Below are 16,361 nucleotides of genomic sequence, written 5' to 3'. Positions count from 1 at the left end.
GCCCGACGTGCACGCGCCGGTGCCGGGCTCAGGCGTCGCGGCGCGCGTCGCGCACGAGCGTCCAGTGCCGGTAGCCCGCATAGCCGATGCCGGTCAGCCCGGTCAGCGCCGACGGGATCAGCAGCGCGTGGTAGTGCAGGGCGCGGAACAGCCAGGTGCCGAGCACGCCGCCGCCGAGGAAGCCGGCGATGATCAGGCCGCTGAGCGTGAGCCGGCGCATCGGCAGCGGCATGCCGCGGATCAGGTGGCCCAGGCCGATCCCCAGGTCGGTGAACATGCCGCTCAGGTGCGTGGTGCGCACGATCGCGCCGCTGTAGGTCGTCACCATCGCGTTCTGCAGGCCGCAGGCCATCGCCGCCAGCAGCGCGCCGTTGAGCTGCTGCGATTCGAACAGCGGCACCGAGGCGAGCAGCAGCAGCGCCTCGAGCGACAGCGCGACGCCGTAGCGCCGGCCCAGGCGCAGCGCGCTGTCCTGGATGATCAGGCCGCTGAGCATCGCGCCGAGGCTGAAGGCGATCAGGATCGCCCACAGGTGCCGCACCGGGCGCCAGTCGCCGTCGGCGAGCGCCGCGCCCAGCAGGCTGGTGGTGCCGGTGAGGTGGCTGACGGCCAGGTGCTCGAAGCCCAGATAGCCGATCACGTTGACCATGCCGGCGATGCACGCCAGCGTCACCGCGCCCACCCAGACCCAGCGTGGCAGCTGCATGCCCATCGCCTCAGCGCACCGCCTGGTCGGTCCGGGAAGCGCTCATGCCGGGTCCTTGAGCCGCACGCCGCGGCCGCGTCCGTGGCTGGGACGGTCGTTGCCGATCAGTTCCACGCCGGCCGCCTCCAGTGCGTCGACGATCTTGGTCAGCGTCGCGATCGAACCGCGCACACGGCCCTGGCTGGCCTCCATGCGCTGGACCGTCGGCAGCGACACGCCCGACATCGCCGCCAGCGTGCGCTGGTCGACGCCGAGCAACGCGCGTGCGGCACGCAACTGGGTGGCGGAAATCATGGCGGGAACCCGAGCACCCGCCCATGTTGCACCGCAGCGCATGTCCCTGCAAGCTGGAGCACTGCATATCGATGTCTGATGCATCACGTCCGCGGTGCAGGACGAGCGCGTCCAGACGCCGGGGCGGCGCGCGTCCTCGGGCGCCGGCGCCGCCCCGGCGTTGCCTCGGTCAGAGCACCTCGGACGCGAAATCGGCCAGGCGCGAACGCTCGCCGCGCCGCAGCGTGATGTGCGCGCTGTGCGCCCAGTGCTTGAAGCGGTCCACCGCGTAGGTCAGGCCCGACGTCGTCTCGGTCAGGTACGGGGTGTCGATCTGCTCGACGTTGCCCAGGCACACGATCTTGGTGCCCGGGCCGGCGCGGGTGATCAGCGTCTTCATCTGCTTGGGCGTGAGGTTCTGCGCCTCGTCGAGGATCAGGTAGCGGCTGAGGAACGTGCGCCCGCGCATGAAGTTCAGCGAGCGGATCTTGATCCGCGACGCGAGCAGGTCGTTCGTCGCCGCGCGGCCCCAGCTGCCGCCTTCCTGGTTGTGCGTGAGCACCTCGAGGTTGTCGGTCAGCGCGCCCATCCACGGCGTCATCTTCTCCTCCTCGGTGCCGGGCAGGAAGCCGATGTCCTCGCCGACGCTGACCGTCGCGCGGGTCATGATGATCTCGCGGTAGCGCTGCTGGTCCATCGTCTGCGCCAGGCCCGCCGCGAGCGCCAGCAGCGTCTTGCCGGTGCCGGCGGTGCCCAGCAGCGTGACGAAGTCGATGTCCGGGTCCATCAGCGCGTTGAGCGCGAAGTTCTGCTCGCGGTTGCGCGCCAGGATGCCCCAGACCGCGTGCTGGTTGTGGCGGAAGTCGTCGACGATCTGCAGCGTCGCGCGCCCGTCCTCGACCGCCGCGACGCGGAACTCCGATTCCTCGTCGCCCGGCAGGTACAGGAACTGGTTGGGATACCAGCCGTCTTCCTCGTCGGCCGCGAGCTCGTAGAACGTACGTCCCTTGTCGGTCCACGAGCGCAGGTCCTTGCCGTGCCGCGACCAGAAGTCCTCGGGCAGCGCGGTGGCGCCGGTGTAGAGCAGGCTGAAGTCGTCGAGCGCGCGGTCGTTCTCGTAGTCCTCGTTGGCGATGCCGGCGATCGCGGCCTTGATCCGCAGGTTGATGTCCTTGGAGACGAACACCACCGGGTAGTCGGGCTCGTCGCGCTTGAGCGCCAGGATCGCGCCGAGGATGCGGTTGTCGGGTGCGACCGCGCCGAACGAGGTCTTGTCCTCCTTCGGCACCGTGGTCTGGAAGCGCAGGCAACCCACGCTGTTGGCGCCGCGCAGCTGCAGGCCCTGCGGGCGCGCCAGCGGCAGGCCCGAGGCGATGCGCTCGCTGCCCGAGGCCTCGATCAGTTCGTTGATGAACCGGCTGACCTGCCGCGCGTTGCGGCTCGATTCGCTGGTGCCCTTCTTGGCGTTGTCGAGCTCCTCGATCACCTGCATCGGCAGGTAGACATCGTGCTCCTCGAACTTGAACAGCGCCGTGGGATCGTGCATCAGCACGTTGGTGTCGAGGACGTAGACGCGCTTGCCTTGGGTCATCATCGTGGTCGCGGCGCTCCGTGGCGGGGCGGGGAGGGAAACGGGCTCGACGCCAGCATCCGCGCCGGCGGTCGAGAACGGGTGAGGCCGGGCGGACGGCAGGCGCGGACCGCGCACGGCGGCGCCGCCATGGCCCGGGATCCGGGATGGCGGCCGCCGTGGCGGGACAGGGCGATCACCGGGACTGCGCGGCCTGCAGCGCGTCGAGCACGGCCTGGGCGTGGCCGGCGACGCGGACCTTGCGCCACTCGGCGACGATGCGGCCCGTCGGGTCGATCAGGAACGTGCTGCGCTCGATGCCGAGCACCTTGCGGCCGTACATCGTCTTCTCGCGGATGACGTCGAACGCGCGGCACAGCGCCTCGTCGGCGTCGCTGACCAGCGGGAACGCGAAGCCCTGCTTTGCGCAGAAGTTGTCGTGCGCGCGCACCGAGTCGCGCGACACGCCGAGCACGTCGGCGTGTCGCGCGCCGAAGCGCGGCAGCAGCGCGTTGAAATCCAGCCCCTCGGTCGTGCAGCCGGGCGTGGCGTCCTTGGGATAGAAGTACAGCGCCAGCCAGCGGCCCGCGTATGCGGCGAGCGTGGTGGTCGTGCCGCCGGACAGGGCCAGCGGCAGCTGCAGCGTCGAGACGGCGAGCGGGGTGGCGCTCATCGAGCGGTCGGCCGTTCCATGCCGGTGGCGTTGCGCGCCACGATGCGCGAAGCGGATGCGGGAGGCAAGCGGTGCGCCATCGGCATCAGAACTTCATCGGGTCCATGATGGCGTCGAGGTTCAGATGGTCGCAGAACTCGAGGAAGTCGTCGCGCAACGCGGCGATGTGCATGTTCGAGGGGATGCCGACCGTGATCTGCGCCGAGAACATGTCCGCGCCGGTCTGCATCGCGCGGTAGCGCGAGGAATGCAGGCTCTCGATCGTGATGCCCTGCCGGTCGAAGAAGTCGGCCAGCTGGAACAGGATGCCGGGCTTGTCGGCCGCGACGACCTCGACCACGTACGGCAGCAGGTTCGACTGCACGGGCTTGGGGCCTGTGCGGTACCAGATCAGCTTCAGGCCTTCCTCGCGCTCGAGCCGGGTGAGCATCGCCTCGAGCTTGGCGACCGCGTCCCACGGGCCGTTGGCCAGCGCGGTGACCGATACGTCGCGGCCCACCGTGGACAGGCGGGTGTCGACGAGGTTGCAGCCGCTGTCGGCGATCCGCCGCGACACCGACAGCAGCGGCGAGGCCGGATGCGTGGTGTAGGCGTTGATGAGCAGGTAGTTCTCGTTCGGCGCAGGCCGTGAAGCGGTATCGGAATCGGTCAAGGCGGCGTCCGCGGCGGTGGATCTGTTCGACGGGTGGCGTCGAGGGCGACTGGAGGGTGAACGGCGAACCGGCCGGGGCCGGCGCCGCGGTCAGCATACTTGCCCGCGCTTCGCGGCCGCAAGTAACATCGGCCGGCATTTTCCGCGTGTTTCCGCCGTTCGTGCGTCCATCGGCGCGTCCCGGCGGTAGTTCCGCCTCCCTCCTCGTCCCCGGGTTCATCATCTTGCGACTCTCCGGCAGCATCACCGCCCTCGCCACTCCGTTCACGTCCTCGGGCGCGCTCGACCGGCCGGCGTGGAAACGCCTGGTGGACGCGCAGTTGGCGGCGGGGACCCAGGGGCTGGTGGTCGCCGGTTCGACCGGCGAGGCGGCGACGCTTGACGACGACGAGTACGACTGGCTGATCGCCGACGCCGTCGAGCGCGTGGCCGGACGCGTGCCGGTGCTGGCCGGGACCGGGCAGCCGGGCACCGCGAAGACGGTCGCGCTGACCCGCCGCGCGGCCGCGCTGGGCATCGACGCGGCGCTGGTCGTGGTGCCGGCCTACGTGCGCCCGACCCAGCCGGGCCTGGACGCGCACTTCCGGGCGATCGCCGACGACGGCGCGGCGCCGGTCGTGCTCTACAACGTGCCCGGCCGCACCGGGACCGATCTGCTGCCGGAGACCGTCGCCGGGCTGGCGACGCATCCGCGCATCGTCGGGATCAAGGAGGCGCACAACGGGCAGGCGCGGATGCAGGCGCTGCTGGCGCTCCAGGGCGAGGGCTTCTCGGTGCTCAGCGGCGACGATCCCACTGCCGCGCGTGCGATGCTGGCAGGGGCCGACGGCACGATCTCGGTGGTCTCCAACATCGTGCCCGCCGCGTTCCGCCACCTGTGCGAGCTGGCGCGTTCGGGCCGCACGGACGAGGCGATGGCCTGGGACGCGCGGCTGCAGCCGATCCATGCGTTCTCGGGCATCGAATCGAACCCGATCCCGGTCAAGGCGGTGCTGGCGCGCCAGGGCTTCGGCCACGGGCTGCGGCTGCCGCTGACTTCACTGGCCGAGGCGCATCGCGCGCAGGCCGACGACGCGGCGCGACTGGCGGCGGACCTCGAAGGGTCCTGCCGCGCGCGCGCCGCCTGATTTCCCAGGAGAACTCCACCCATGCGTCGATCCCATTCCCCCATCCGTTACGTCGCCATCGCCGTCCTGGCCGTCGCGGTCGTGGGCGCCAGCGGCTGCCGCTGGTTCAAGAAGGAAAACGCGCTCTACGCGCAGAGCCCCGAGAGCCGTCCGCTGGAAGTGCCGCCGGACCTGGACCAGCCGCGGACAGACGGGGCGATGGCGCTGCCGGCGGCGGGCTCGGCGACGCGCTCGGGCACGGTGGCGGCCGCCGCCTCGAACGTCGGGTTCACGGTGGCGGGCGAGCGCGAGGCGGTGTTCGCGCGGGTCGGCGAGGCGCTGGCCGGGATCGAGGGCGTGGTCGTCAACAGCCAGTCGCAGGCGCTGGGCACCTACGACGTCGCATACGCGGGCAGCCAGTTCCTGGTGCGCGTGGGCGCGGGGCAGGGTGGGACGTCGGTGTCGGCGGTCGATCCGCGCGGCGTGGCGGCGACCGGCGCAGGCGCGGAGCGGGTGATCGCGGCGCTGCGGGCGGCGCTGGCCGACTGATGCGATGGGCGCGCGGCCCGGTCGGGTCGTGCGCTGCCGCCATACCGGAACGGGCGCCCTGCGGCGCCCGTTCTGCGTTTCGATCTGGGGCGCTGCGCCTCAGCGTTCGAGCAGGGGGAGCTTGCCGGGCTTGCCTTCCCAGTCCTTGGCGTCGGGCAGGGGGTCCTTGCGCGTGGTGATGACCGGCCAGGCCTGCGACAGTTCGGCGTTCAGGGCGACGTACTGCTCCTGGCCGGCGGGGACGTCGTCCTCGGGATAGATCGCGTTGATCGGGCACTCGGGCTCGCACAGGGTGCAGTCGATGCACTCGTCGGGATCGATGACGAGGAAGTTCGGGCCTTCGTGGAAGCAGTCCACCGGGCAGACTTCGACACAGTCGGTGTACTTGCACTTGATGCAGTTTTCGGTGACGACGAAAGGCATGGAGATCTTCGAGCGCGCGGCAATGCGACAAGTTTAAGGCAGCGGTCCCCGCTTCGGTGGGAAGGATTCGCATTTGCGCGCTCGCGCGGGCGTCGTCACCTCCTGGCGTGCGAGGAAGATCGGCGCGCTTGTGCGCCGGGTCGGGCGAAGGCGGGACTTGGAATTCGATGCGACGAAACGGACTCGCAATGCGTGCGTGCCCGCCGGGTACCGCGCCGAGTCGCGGCCCGATATCCGCTTGGTCGGCCCGGCACCCGGCGGGCACTGGACGCTCTCCCGGCGGCGGAACGGAAGGCGAGGCGCAACGACGCTGGTGGGTCCTTGGTTCGCCTGCAGCGCGACGTCGCCAAGTGGCAGTGCGTGCGTGCCCGCCGGGTACCGCGCCGAGTCGCGGCCCGATATCCGCTTGGTCGGCCCGGCACCCGGCGGGCACTGGACGTTCTCCCGGCGGCGGAACGGGAGGCGGGGCGTAACGACGCTGGTGGGTCCTTGGTTCGCCTGCAGCGCGCCGTCGCCGTGGCAGTGTGTGTCCGCCGGGTACCGCGCCGAGTCGCGGCCCGATACCCGCTTGGTCGGCCCGGCACCCAGCGGGCACTGGACGCTCTCCCGGCGGCGGAATGGAAGGCGAGGCGCGCGATGGTGTCGGTGTGAGCGGTGGCCTGGGGCACCTCCCCCGCGTGCGGGGGAGGTCGGCGCGCCTGCGCGCCGGGTGGGGGCAGTCCGGCGAAGCGAAGTGCGCCTGCCGGACGCCCCAACGAAAAAGACCCGCTTGCGCGGGTCTTTTTCTTGAAGATGGCGCTCCCTACGGGATTCGAACCCGTGTTTTAGCCTTGAGAGGGCCACGTCCTAGGCCTCTAGACGAAGGGAGCTGGTATGCCGCCAAGGCGGCGACCGGTTGGACGACCGGTCTGCAGTGCGTCTGAAGACGTGTGCAGCTTGCTAGTATAGCAGGCTTGCGGGCCCCGCAACGGGTCGCCCACGGAAAATTTTCATTTTGATGCACGACGACACTTCGACCCTCGGCTCCGCGCTGCGGACCATCCCCCGCGACCAGCACGCCATCTCGCGCCGGCAGATCAGCCAGAGCGCGCTGCGCGTGCTCTACCGGCTGCACGAGGCCGGGCACGCCGCCTATCTGGTCGGCGGTGCGGTCCGCGACATCCTCGTCGGCCTGGCGCCCAAGGACTTCGACGTCGCGACCGACGCGACCCCCGAGCAGGTCAAGGCACTGTTCCGCAATTGCCGTCTGATCGGGCGGCGCTTCCGGCTGGCACACGTGGTGTTCGGCCGCGAGATCATCGAGGTCGCGACGTTCCGCGCCAACGTCGACGACGGCAGCGGTGACCGCGAGGTCCACGACGACGGCCGCCTGCTGCGCGACAACGTCTACGGCACGATCGAGGACGATGCGATCCGGCGCGACTTCACCGCGAACGCGCTCTATTACGCGATCGCCGACTTCTCGGTGCGCGACTACGTCGGCGGCTTCGAGGACGTCGAGAACCGGGTGCTGCGGCTGATCGGCGATCCGGAGACGCGCTACCGCGAGGATCCGGTGCGGATGCTGCGCGCGGTACGGCTGGCGGCGAAGCTGGACTTCTCGATCGCGCCCGACACCGCGGCGCCGATCCCGCAGCTGGCGGGGCTGCTGGCCGAGGCGGCGCCGGCGCGACTGTTCGAGGAATGCCTGAAGCTGTTCCTGTCGGGACACGCGGTGGCGAGCTTCGAGGGCCTGGAACGCCATGGCCTGCTGGGCGCGCTGTTTCCCGAGACCGCGAAGGCGCTGGCGAGCAACCGCAGCGGGGCGCTGCGCACGATGGTCGTCGCGGGACTGCGCTCGACCGATGCGCGCATCGCCGCCGGCGATCCGGTGTCGCCGGCGTTCCTGTTCGCGACGTTGCTGTGGCCGGCGTACTGCAGGACCTTGATGAAGCTGCAGTCCGAGGGCGTGCAGCCGATCGATGCGCAGCGCCGCGCTGCGGACCGGGTGACGCTGCATCAGCTGTCGACGGTCGCGCTGCCGCGCCGGTTCTCGCTGCCGATGCAGGAGATCTGGCTGCTGCAGGCGCGCTTCCCGCAGCGCCAGCGCAAGCGCGTGACCCGGATGCTGTCGCATCCGCGCTTCCGCGCCGCGTTCGATTTCCTGGTGCTGCGCAGCGCGGCGTCCGACGCGCATGCCGCCGACGTCGCGTTCTGGCAGGAGGCGCAGCGCGATCCGGATCATGCGATCGCGCTGTTTCCGGGCGAGGACGACGCGGACGGCGAGGCCCAGGCGCCGCGCCGCAAGCGCCGTCGCCGGCGCGCGCCCGCCGCCGCAGGATGAGCGCTGCGCCGCCGGGGGCGGGCACGGCGCGGGTCCGCGCCTGCGTCGGGCTCGGCGCCAACCTCGGCGACGCGGCGGGGACGCTGCGCGTCGCTGCGCGTGCGCTGGCGGCGCTGCCGGGCGTCTCTGCGTTCGCGCTGTCGCGGCTCTACCGCACGCCCGCCTGGGGCGTGGCCGATCAGCCGGACTTCGTCAACGCCGCAGCCGCGTTCGAGACGGACCTGCCGCCGGCGGCGCTGCTCGAGGCGCTGCTGTCGATCGAGACCGCGATGGGCCGGCGCCGCGCCGCCGACGGCAGCGACCGCTGGGGGCCGCGCACGCTCGACCTCGACCTGCTGCTGTACGGGGACGCCGTCGTCGCGCTGCCGGGACTGATCGTTCCGCATCCGCACCTGCACGCGCGTGCATTCGCGCTGGTGCCGCTGCTCGACGTGGCGCCGGATGCGACGATCCCCGGCGTCGGCGCGGCGGTCGAGGTGCTCGCCGGCATGGATCGGGGCGACATCGAAGCGATACCCTAGTGCGATGACGACCTCCAACCCCTCCGCGCCGGTTACCGTGCCCGCGCTGTTCGAGGCCCGCGCCGCGGGCCGCCGGCTCTCGATGCTCACCGCCTACGACGCGGGCTTCGCGCGCACGTTCGACGCGGCCGGCGTCGAGCTGCTGCTGATCGGCGATTCGCTGGGCATGGTGGTGCAGGGACACGGCTCGACGCTGCCGGTCACCGTCGACGACATGGTCTACCACACCGCCTGCGTGGCGCGGGCGACGCGGCGCGCGCTGATCGTCGCCGACCTGCCGTTCCAGGCCGACGCAACGCCCGAGCGTGCGCTCGACGCCTCGACGCGGCTGCTGCAGGCCGGCGCGGGCATGGTCAAGCTCGAAGGCGCGACCGCGAACAAGCGCGAGGTCGTGCGTTTCCTGGTCGAGCGCGAGATCCCGGTCTGCGCGCACCTGGGCCTGACCCCGCAGTCGGTGTTGCGCTTCGGCGGCTTCAAGGTGCAGGGCCGCGGCGAGGCCGCGGCGCAGGCGCTGCGCGAGGACGCGCTGGGCATCGCCGAAGCCGGCGCATCGCTGATCGTGCTCGAGGGCGTGCCGGCCGCGCTGGCCGCCGGGATCACCGCCGCCTCGCCGGTGCCGACGATCGGCATCGGCGCCGGCCCCGGCTGCGACGGGCAGGTGCTGGTGCTGCACGACATGCTGGGCCTGGACAGCGGCCACCGCCGGCCGAAATTCGTCCGCGACTTCCTGGCCGACGGCGGCTCGGTCGCCGGCGCGGCGCGCGCCTATGTCGAAGCCGTGCGCGACGGCAGCTTCCCCGGGCCCGAGCATTCCTACAGCTGAGCGCCGTGGTCCGCCGGATCGCCGTCGGGCCCGCCAGCGGCCTTTCTTCCTCTCTTTCCGTACGCCCGTCATGATCGAAACCGTCGACAGCCTGCCCGTCCTGCGCGAACGCATCGCGGACTGGAAGCGCGCCGGCCTGCGCGTGGGCCTGGTGCCGACGATGGGCAACCTGCACGCGGGGCATTTCTCCCTGGTCGAGGCGCTGCGCGCGCGCGTGGACCGCGTCGTCGCCAGCGTATTCGTCAATCCCACGCAGTTCGGGCCCAACGAGGACTTCGCCCGCTATCCGCGCACGCCCGAGCAGGACGCGCAGGGCCTGGCCGCCGCGGGCTGCGACCTGCTGTGGCAGCCGTCGGTGGGGACGATGTACCCGCTGGGACTGGCGAACACGGTCACCGTGCGCGTGCCCGGGATCACCGAGGTGCTCGACGGCGCACACCGGCCGGGGCATTTCGACGGTGTGGCGACGGTCGTCGCGCGCCTGTTCAACCAGGTCCGGCCCGACGTCGCGGCGTTCGGCCGCAAGGACTACCAGCAGCTGGCGGTGATCGCGCACCTGGTGGCCGAGCTCGCGTTCCCGGTCGAGCTGTTGCCGGTCGCGATCGCCCGCGACGCCGACGGGCTCGCGCTGAGTTCGCGCAACCAGTACCTCGATGCCGGCCAGCGCGCGCTGGCGCCGCAGCTCTACCGCACGCTGCAGGCGATGCGCGGCGGCCTGCGCGCCGGCCGCACGCCGGCGCAGGTGGAGGCCGACGCCGAGGCGCAGTTGCGCGCGCAGGGCTTCGCGGTCGACTACGCGGTCGTGCGCACCCCGGCGCTCGGGCCGCTGGCGCCGGGCGATCGGGACGTCGTCGCACTGCTGGCCGCGCGGCTGGGCACGACGCGGCTGATCGACAACCTCGAATTCAGCCTCACGCCATCGCCCACGGCCGGCTGAATCGCCGCCCGCGTGCGCGGGCGGCATGTTGCGATGCCGCAGCCGGCCCCTATACTTGCCGATTCCTGCGGAAACCCCGCGTTTTCCGAGGCCGCGAACCGGCCGCCGCCATGCAACTGACCCTGCTCAAAGCCAAGATCCACCGCGCGTCCGTGACCCACGCCGAGCTGCACTACGAAGGCTCGTGCGCGATCGACGGTCACCTGCTCGACCTGTCGGGCATCCGTGAGTACGAGCGCATCGAGATCTACAACATCAACAACGGCGAGCGCTTCGCGACCTACGCGATCCGCGCCGAGGCCGGCAGCGGCATCATCTCGGTCAACGGCGCGGCCGCGCACAAGGCCGGTGTCGGCGATCTGGTGATCATCTGCGCCTACGGCGCGCTCGACGAGGCGCAGGTGGCGGCGTTCAAGCCGACGCTGGTCTACGTCGACCGGCAGAATCGGATGACCCACACCAACGATTCGATCCCGGCGCAGGCGGCCTGATGACGACGGCGGCGCAGCGGATCGAGGACACGCTGGCGCCGCATGCGCGGCGCCTGGACGCGGCGCGCATCGCCGACCTCGTCGCCGACGATGCCGCGCGCCCGCGCGACTTCGCGCTGCGCGTGGGCGGGCTCTACGCCAGCTTCGCGCGCCAGCGCTTCGACCGCGATGCGCGCGATGCGCTGCTCGCGCTCGGCGCGTCGGCCGAACTGGCGGACGCGATGCGCGCGCTGTTCGACGGCGCCATCGTCAACACCTCCGAGCAGCGCCCGGCGCTGCACGTCGCGCTGCGCTCGGCGCTGTCGCAGTCGCCGGTGGCGCGCGACGCACGCGAGCAGGCGCTCGCCGCGCGCACGCGCATGCGCGCGCTGGTCGCGCAGCTCGAGGCGTCCGACGTCACCGACATCGTCAACGTCGGCATCGGCGGCTCCGATCTCGGCCCGCGGCTGGTGGTCGACGCGCTCAAGGACTTCGGCACCGGCCGTTTCCGGGTGCATTTCCTGACCAACGTCGACGGCAGCGACGCGCAGCACCGCCTCGCGAAGCTCGATCCGTCGAGGACCGCCGCGATCCTCGTCTCCAAGACGTTCGGCACGCAGGAGACGCTGCTCAACGGCGCGGTCGTGCGCGACTGGCTGGGCGGCAGCGAGCGCCTGTACGCGGTCAGCGCCAACGTGCCGCGCGCGCAGGCCTTCGGCGTCGCGCCCGAACGCGTGCTGCCGATGTGGGACTGGGTCGGCGGCCGCTACTCGCTGTGGTCGGCGGTCGGTTTCTCGATCGCGCTGGCGATCGGGGCCGACGGCTTCGACGCGCTGCTCGACGGCGCGGCGGAGATGGACGCGCACGCCCTGCAGGCGCCGCTGGACGGCAACCTGCCGCTGCTGCATGCGCTGATCGCGGTCTGGAACCGCAACGCGCTGGGCCTGGCCACGCACGCGGTGCTGCCCTACGACGAGCGCCTGGCGCTGCTGCCGGCCTACCTGCAGCAGCTGGTGATGGAGAGCCTGGGCAAGTCGGTCACGCCGGAAGGCGCGCCGGTCGGTCTGGACACCGTGCCGGTGCTTTGGGGCGGGCCGGGCACCAACTCGCAGCACAGTTTCTTCCAGGCGCTGCACCAAGGGACGCAAACGGTGCCGGCCGATTTCATCGGCGTCGCCAAGCCTGCGCATCCGCACGCCGACAATCACGACGCGCTGCTGTCGAACCTGCTCGCGCAGACGCAGGCGCTGGCCAACGGTTTTGCCGCGGACGATCCGCAGAAGTCCTATCCCGGCAACCGGCCGTCGACGCTGCTGCTGCTCGACCGGCTCGAGCCCCGCAGCCTCGGTGCGCTGATCGCGCTCTACGAGCACAGCGTCTACGCGCAGTCGGTGCTGTGGGGCATCAACGCCTTCGACCAGTGGGGCGTCGAACTGGGCAAGCGCATCGCCGGCGAACTGCTGCCCGCGGTCCAAGGCCAGGACGTCGAGATCGCCGACCCGGTCACCCGCGCACTGCTCGACGAGATCCACGCACGCCGGTCGTCCGCGCCGTAGGCGCGCCGGTGGCTCTCCCGTAGGAGCGCGCTTGCGCGCGATGGGCGTTTGCCGGGAATGCTTCACCGCGCGCAAGCGCGCTCCTACATGGGGCTGACGCTTGGAGCGGCGTACCGGTGTTCGACCGGCTGGCGCGCTGTTCGATGAGATGCCCGCGCCGTAGGCGCGCCGGTGGCTCTCGTGTAGGAGCGCGCTTGCGCGCGATGGGCGTTGCCAGGAATGCTTCATCGCGCGCAAGCGCGCTCCTACATGGGGCTGACGCTTGGAGCGGCGTACCGGTGCTCGATCGGCTGGCGCGCTGTTCGATGAGATGCGCGCGCGGTAGGCGTGCCGTTGGCTCTCCTGTAGGAGCGCGCTTGCGCGCGATGGGCGTTGCCAGAAATGCTTCATCGCGCGCAAGCGCGCTTCTACATGGGCTGACGCTTGGGCGGCGTGCCCGGTGCTTGATCGGCTGGCGCGCTGTTCGATGAGATGCGCGCGCGGTAGGCGTGCCGTTGGCCCTCCCGTAGGAGCGCGCTTGCGCGCGAGGGCGTGATCGGAAATGCCCCATCGCGCGCAAGCGCGCTCCTACGTGGGGTCGGCGCTCGCATCGTGGGGCGGATTCGGGCGTGGCGCGCCGGCGCGGGCCTAGATCTCGCCGTGGCGCGCCAGCGCCCAGTCGACGTGTTCGTCGACCAGTGTGTCGCCCGAATCCCGGCGCGAATGCAGCGCGGCCAGCGTTTCGGGCGTCGTCGGTGCGTTGCCCAGTGCGACGGCGAGGTTGCGCAGCCAGCGACGATGCCCGCTGCGGCGGATCGGCGAGCCTTCGGTGCGCTGGAGGAATTCGTCTTCGTCCCAGGCGAACAATTCGGCCAGCGTCGCGGTGTCCAGGTTGTTGCGCGCGCGGAAGTCCGGCTCGTCGTGGCGCTTGGCGAACTTGTTCCACGGGCAGACCAGCTGGCAGTCGTCGCAGCCGAAGATGCGGTTGCCGATCGGCGCGCGCAGCGGCTCGGGGATCGCGCCGTCGTGCTCGATCGTCAGATAGGAGATGCAGCGCCGCGCATCGAGACGGTGCGGCGCGACGATCGCCTGCGTCGGGCAGACGTCGATGCAGCGCGTGCAGGTACCGCAGTGCGCGCTCGCCGGCGGATCGATCGGCAGCGGCACGTCGACGTAGATCTCGCCGAGGAAGAACCACGAGCCGCCGCGCTTGTCGATCAGGCAGGTGTGCTTGCCGATCCAGCCCAGCCCCGCGTTGCGCGCGAGCGCGCGCTCGAGCACCGGCGCCGAATCGACGAACACCCGGTGGCCGAACGGGCCGATCTCCTCGCCGATGCGGCGCGCGAGCGTCTGCAGCCGGTTGCGCATGAGCTTGTGGTAGTCGCGGCCCAAGGCGTAGCGCGCGATGTAGGCGCGCCGGCCGTCGGCCAATGTCTCCCAGGCGCTGTCGTCGTCGTTGCGGCCGTAGTCGAGGCCGACCGAGATCACCCGGACCGTGCCGGGCAGCAGCTCGGCCGGCCGCGCGCGCATCGTGCCGTGGCGCGCCATCCAGTCCATCGTCCCGTACAGGCCCTGCGCGAGCCAGTCGCGCAGGTGGGCCTCGTCCTCGGCGAGCTCGATGCCGGCGATACCGCAGCGCTGGAAACCCATGTCGGCCGCGATCGCACGGATGCGCGCGGCGACGTGCCGCGGATCGGGGGAGGGGGCTGCCGATGCGGCGGGGTCGGGGATGGTCGGACGCGGGTTCACGGTGCGCGAAGTATAGAATCGGCCCGATGAGCCCACCCTGTGCCCCGAACGCGGCGTCGCTGCCGGGAACCCCGCTGTACGACGCCGCGGCGCTGCGCGCCATCGAGGCCGCGGCCATCGCGGCCGAGGGCGGCGATGCCGGTGCATTGATGGCGCGCGCCGGACTGGCCGCGTGGTGCCTGCTGCAGGCGCGTTGGCCCTCGGCGCGGCGCATCGTCGTCGCCTGCGGGCCGGGCAACAACGGCGGCGACGGCTACGTGCTCGCGCGGCATGCGTTGCTGGCCGGCTGCGACGTGCGGGTGGTCCGGCTCGACGCGCACGCGCCGCGGACCGGCATCGCGCGCGCGGCCTGCGCGGCCTACGTCGAGGCCGGCGGACAGGTCGCGGCATTCGACGGCGGACGGCTGTCGTCGGCCGACCTGGTCGTCGACGCGGTGTTCGGCATCGGCCTGTCGCGCGCGCCGGACGCCGATGCCGCGGCACTGATCGCGGCGATCGACGCGGCTGTCGCGCCGGTGCTGGCGCTCGACGTGCCCAGCGGGCTCGATGCCGGCCGCGGCAGCGCGCCGGGCGTCGCGCTGCATGCCGATGTCACGCTGCAGTTCCTCGCTGTGCACATCGGCCTGCAGACCGGCGACGGCCCCGATCATGCCGGCGACCTGGCGCTCGATACGCTGGGCATCGATCCCGCGCACGTCGCGGCCGCCGGCGCCGGGGTCGCGCGCCGGATCGATGCCGGCGATCTGGCGCACTGGCTGCGCCCACGTCCGCGCAACAGCCACAAGGGGGCGTCGGGCCGGGTGCTGTGCGTCGGCGGCGACCACGGCATGGGCGGGGCGGTGATGCTCGCCGCCGAGGCTGCGCTGCGCACCGGCGCCGGGCTGGTGTCGGTCGCGACCCAGGCGGCGCACGTCGCGCCGCTGCTGGTCCGCTGTCCCGAGGCGATGGCCAGCCGCATCGACAACGCCTCGGCGCTCGCGCACCTGCTCGAGGCTGCCGACGTCGTCGCGCTCGGCCCAGGGCTGGGGCGGGGCGCCTGGGGCCACGGGCTGCACGACGAGGTGCTCGGCAGCGGCCGGCCGCTGGTGCTCGACGCCGATGCGCTGAACCTGCTCGCCGCCGCGCCGCGCGCGTTGCCGCCGGGCACGGTGCTGACGCCGCATCCGGGCGAGGCCGCGCGCCTGCTCGGCACGGCCACGGCCGAGATCCAGCGCGATCGGCCTGCCGCGGTCCGCCGGCTCGCCGCCGACACCGGTGCGGTCGTCGTGCTCAAGGGCGCCGGCACGCTGGTCTGCGCGCCCGGGGGCACGCCGTGGCTGGTTGCCGCGGGCAATCCCGGCATGGCGACCGGGGGCATGGGCGACGCGCTGACCGGCACGATCGCCGCGCTGCGCGCGCAGGGGCTCGACGGCGAATCCGCCGCGGCCTGCGGCGCGCTGCTGCATGGCGCCGCCGGCGACGTCGCCGCGTGCACCGGCGGCGAGCGCGGGCTGCTGCCGGTCGACCTGATCGCCGCATTGCGTCCGCTGGCCAACCCCGCGTCCCCGGAGCGGGGGCGATGAGCGCGTGGCAGCTCGACGGCGAGGCGGCGACGCAGGCGTTCGCGCAGGCGCTCGCCGCAACCGCGCCCGCGCCGGCGGTCGTGCACCTGCAGGGCGACCTGGGCGCGGGCAAGTCCACGCTGGCGCGCGCCTGGCTGCGCGCGCTGGGCGTGACCGGCACGGTGCGCAGCCCCACGTACACGCTCGTCGAGCGGTACCCGGTCCCGGGCGGCGAGGCGCTGCATCTCGACTTGTACCGCATCGGCGACGTCGGGGAACTGGAGTTCCTCGGCCTCGACGACGTCGTTGCGCGGCTGTGGCTGATCGAATGGCCCGAGCGCGGCGCCGACGCGTTGCCGCGGCCCGACCTGCGGGTGGCGCTGTCGCTGTCGGGCAACGGGCGCAGCGCGCGTCTGGAGGCGCTGTCGCCGGTCGGCGAGCGCTGGCGCGACGCGCTCGCGGCGCAGGGCCGCTTGCCCGGCCTTCCTGAACCGAAACCGTAGGAAGGGT

At 72.2% G+C, this 16,361-nt stretch carries 17 protein-coding genes and 1 tRNA gene; 10 read left to right on the top strand and 8 right to left on the bottom strand.

The window, feature by feature from the left end; all coding sequences use genetic code 11:
* Positions 1 to 28 precede the first annotated feature (28 nt).
* The 5 genes from WQ56_RS09625 to WQ56_RS09605 form a co-directional block, all read right to left on the bottom strand.
* A complete protein-coding gene (locus tag WQ56_RS09625; RefSeq protein WP_047136894.1) occupies positions 29 to 712 on the bottom strand; it encodes a YoaK family protein in 684 nt (227 codons plus the stop codon).
* A gap of 36 nt (positions 713 to 748) precedes the next feature.
* Positions 749 to 1,000, bottom strand: coding sequence for a helix-turn-helix transcriptional regulator (locus WQ56_RS09620; protein WP_047136893.1), 252 nt, complete (start codon positions 998 to 1,000; stop codon positions 749 to 751).
* Between the two features lie 169 nt (positions 1,001 to 1,169).
* Positions 1,170 to 2,570, bottom strand: coding sequence for a PhoH family protein (locus WQ56_RS09615; protein WP_047136978.1), 1,401 nt, complete (start codon positions 2,568 to 2,570; stop codon positions 1,170 to 1,172).
* Between the two features lie 175 nt (positions 2,571 to 2,745).
* Positions 2,746 to 3,222 (bottom strand): peroxiredoxin, encoded by a 477-nt coding sequence (locus WQ56_RS09610; protein ID WP_047136892.1) that lies wholly within the window; start codon positions 3,220 to 3,222, stop codon positions 2,746 to 2,748.
* An 85-nt stretch (positions 3,223 to 3,307) separates the two neighbouring features.
* Entirely contained in the window at positions 3,308 to 3,874 is a 567-nt protein-coding gene (locus WQ56_RS09605) for a glycine cleavage system protein R (protein ID WP_047136891.1), read from the bottom strand.
* A 224-nt stretch (positions 3,875 to 4,098) separates the two neighbouring features.
* Here WQ56_RS09605 and dapA point away from each other — a divergent pair, with 224 nt between their 5' ends.
* Together dapA and WQ56_RS09595 are read left to right on the top strand one after the other, a co-directional pair.
* Positions 4,099 to 5,001: a 4-hydroxy-tetrahydrodipicolinate synthase gene (dapA, locus tag WQ56_RS09600; protein WP_047136890.1), complete on the top strand. Its 903-nt coding sequence runs from the start codon at positions 4,099 to 4,101 to the stop codon at positions 4,999 to 5,001.
* Between the two features lie 21 nt (positions 5,002 to 5,022).
* Entirely contained in the window at positions 5,023 to 5,529 is a 507-nt protein-coding gene (locus tag WQ56_RS09595) for a hypothetical protein (RefSeq protein ID WP_047136889.1), read from the top strand.
* 99 nt (positions 5,530 to 5,628) lie between these two features.
* Here WQ56_RS09595 and fdxA read toward each other — a convergent pair whose 3' ends face one another.
* Together fdxA and WQ56_RS09585 are read right to left on the bottom strand one after the other, a co-directional pair.
* A complete protein-coding gene (gene fdxA / locus WQ56_RS09590) occupies positions 5,629 to 5,952 on the bottom strand; it encodes a ferredoxin FdxA (protein ID WP_047136888.1) in 324 nt (107 codons plus the stop codon).
* Positions 5,953 to 6,745: 793 nt separating this feature from the next.
* Positions 6,746 to 6,821, bottom strand: a tRNA-Glu gene (locus WQ56_RS09585).
* Between the two features lie 128 nt (positions 6,822 to 6,949).
* Here WQ56_RS09585 and pcnB point away from each other — a divergent pair.
* From pcnB to pgi, 6 genes are all read left to right on the top strand, one after another.
* On the top strand, positions 6,950 to 8,275 hold the full coding sequence (pcnB, locus tag WQ56_RS09580) for a polynucleotide adenylyltransferase PcnB (RefSeq protein ID WP_047136887.1): 1,326 nt from the start codon (positions 6,950 to 6,952) through the stop codon (positions 8,273 to 8,275).
* Positions 8,272 to 8,796, top strand: a complete 525-nt coding sequence (gene folK, locus WQ56_RS09575; protein ID WP_047136886.1) for a 2-amino-4-hydroxy-6-hydroxymethyldihydropteridine diphosphokinase — start codon at positions 8,272 to 8,274, stop codon at positions 8,794 to 8,796. The genes pcnB and folK overlap by 4 nt, the downstream gene beginning before the upstream one ends.
* A 4-nt stretch (positions 8,797 to 8,800) precedes the next feature.
* The gene (gene panB, locus WQ56_RS09570; protein WP_047136885.1) at positions 8,801 to 9,619 is read left to right on the top strand and encodes a 3-methyl-2-oxobutanoate hydroxymethyltransferase; all 819 of its coding nucleotides are present in this window, start codon (positions 8,801 to 8,803) and stop codon (positions 9,617 to 9,619) included.
* A 70-nt stretch (positions 9,620 to 9,689) separates the two neighbouring features.
* Positions 9,690 to 10,556 (top strand): pantoate--beta-alanine ligase, encoded by an 867-nt coding sequence (gene panC / locus WQ56_RS09565; RefSeq protein WP_047136884.1) that lies wholly within the window; start codon positions 9,690 to 9,692, stop codon positions 10,554 to 10,556.
* Positions 10,557 to 10,666: 110 nt separating this feature from the next.
* The gene (panD, locus tag WQ56_RS09560) at positions 10,667 to 11,047 is read left to right on the top strand and encodes an aspartate 1-decarboxylase (protein WP_047136883.1); all 381 of its coding nucleotides are present in this window, start codon (positions 10,667 to 10,669) and stop codon (positions 11,045 to 11,047) included.
* On the top strand, positions 11,047 to 12,582 hold the full coding sequence (pgi, locus tag WQ56_RS09555; RefSeq protein WP_047136882.1) for a glucose-6-phosphate isomerase: 1,536 nt from the start codon (positions 11,047 to 11,049) through the stop codon (positions 12,580 to 12,582). The genes panD and pgi overlap by 1 nt, the downstream gene beginning before the upstream one ends.
* A gap of 627 nt (positions 12,583 to 13,209) precedes the next feature.
* Here the strand turns inward: pgi and queG are convergent.
* Positions 13,210 to 14,292 carry a tRNA epoxyqueuosine(34) reductase QueG gene (gene queG / locus WQ56_RS09550; RefSeq protein ID WP_047136977.1) on the bottom strand — a complete coding sequence of 361 codons (1,083 nt, stop codon included), beginning with the start codon at positions 14,290 to 14,292 and terminating at the stop codon, positions 13,210 to 13,212.
* Positions 14,293 to 14,336: 44 nt separating this feature from the next.
* On the opposite strand from queG, the gene WQ56_RS09545 reads away from it, so the two are divergent.
* Positions 14,337 to 15,872 carry a bifunctional ADP-dependent NAD(P)H-hydrate dehydratase/NAD(P)H-hydrate epimerase gene (locus WQ56_RS09545; protein WP_047136881.1) on the top strand — a complete coding sequence of 512 codons (1,536 nt, stop codon included), beginning with the start codon at positions 14,337 to 14,339 and terminating at the stop codon, positions 15,870 to 15,872.
* A complete protein-coding gene (gene tsaE / locus WQ56_RS09540) occupies positions 15,869 to 16,354 on the top strand; it encodes a tRNA (adenosine(37)-N6)-threonylcarbamoyltransferase complex ATPase subunit type 1 TsaE (RefSeq protein WP_047136880.1) in 486 nt (161 codons plus the stop codon). The genes WQ56_RS09545 and tsaE overlap by 4 nt, the downstream gene beginning before the upstream one ends.
* Positions 16,355 to 16,361 lie beyond the last annotated feature (7 nt).

It is taken from the genome of Luteimonas sp. FCS-9 (assembly GCF_001014645.1).
Classification (GTDB): domain Bacteria; phylum Pseudomonadota; class Gammaproteobacteria; order Xanthomonadales; family Xanthomonadaceae; genus Luteimonas.
This window is presented reverse-complemented; position numbering and strand designations above follow the sequence as displayed.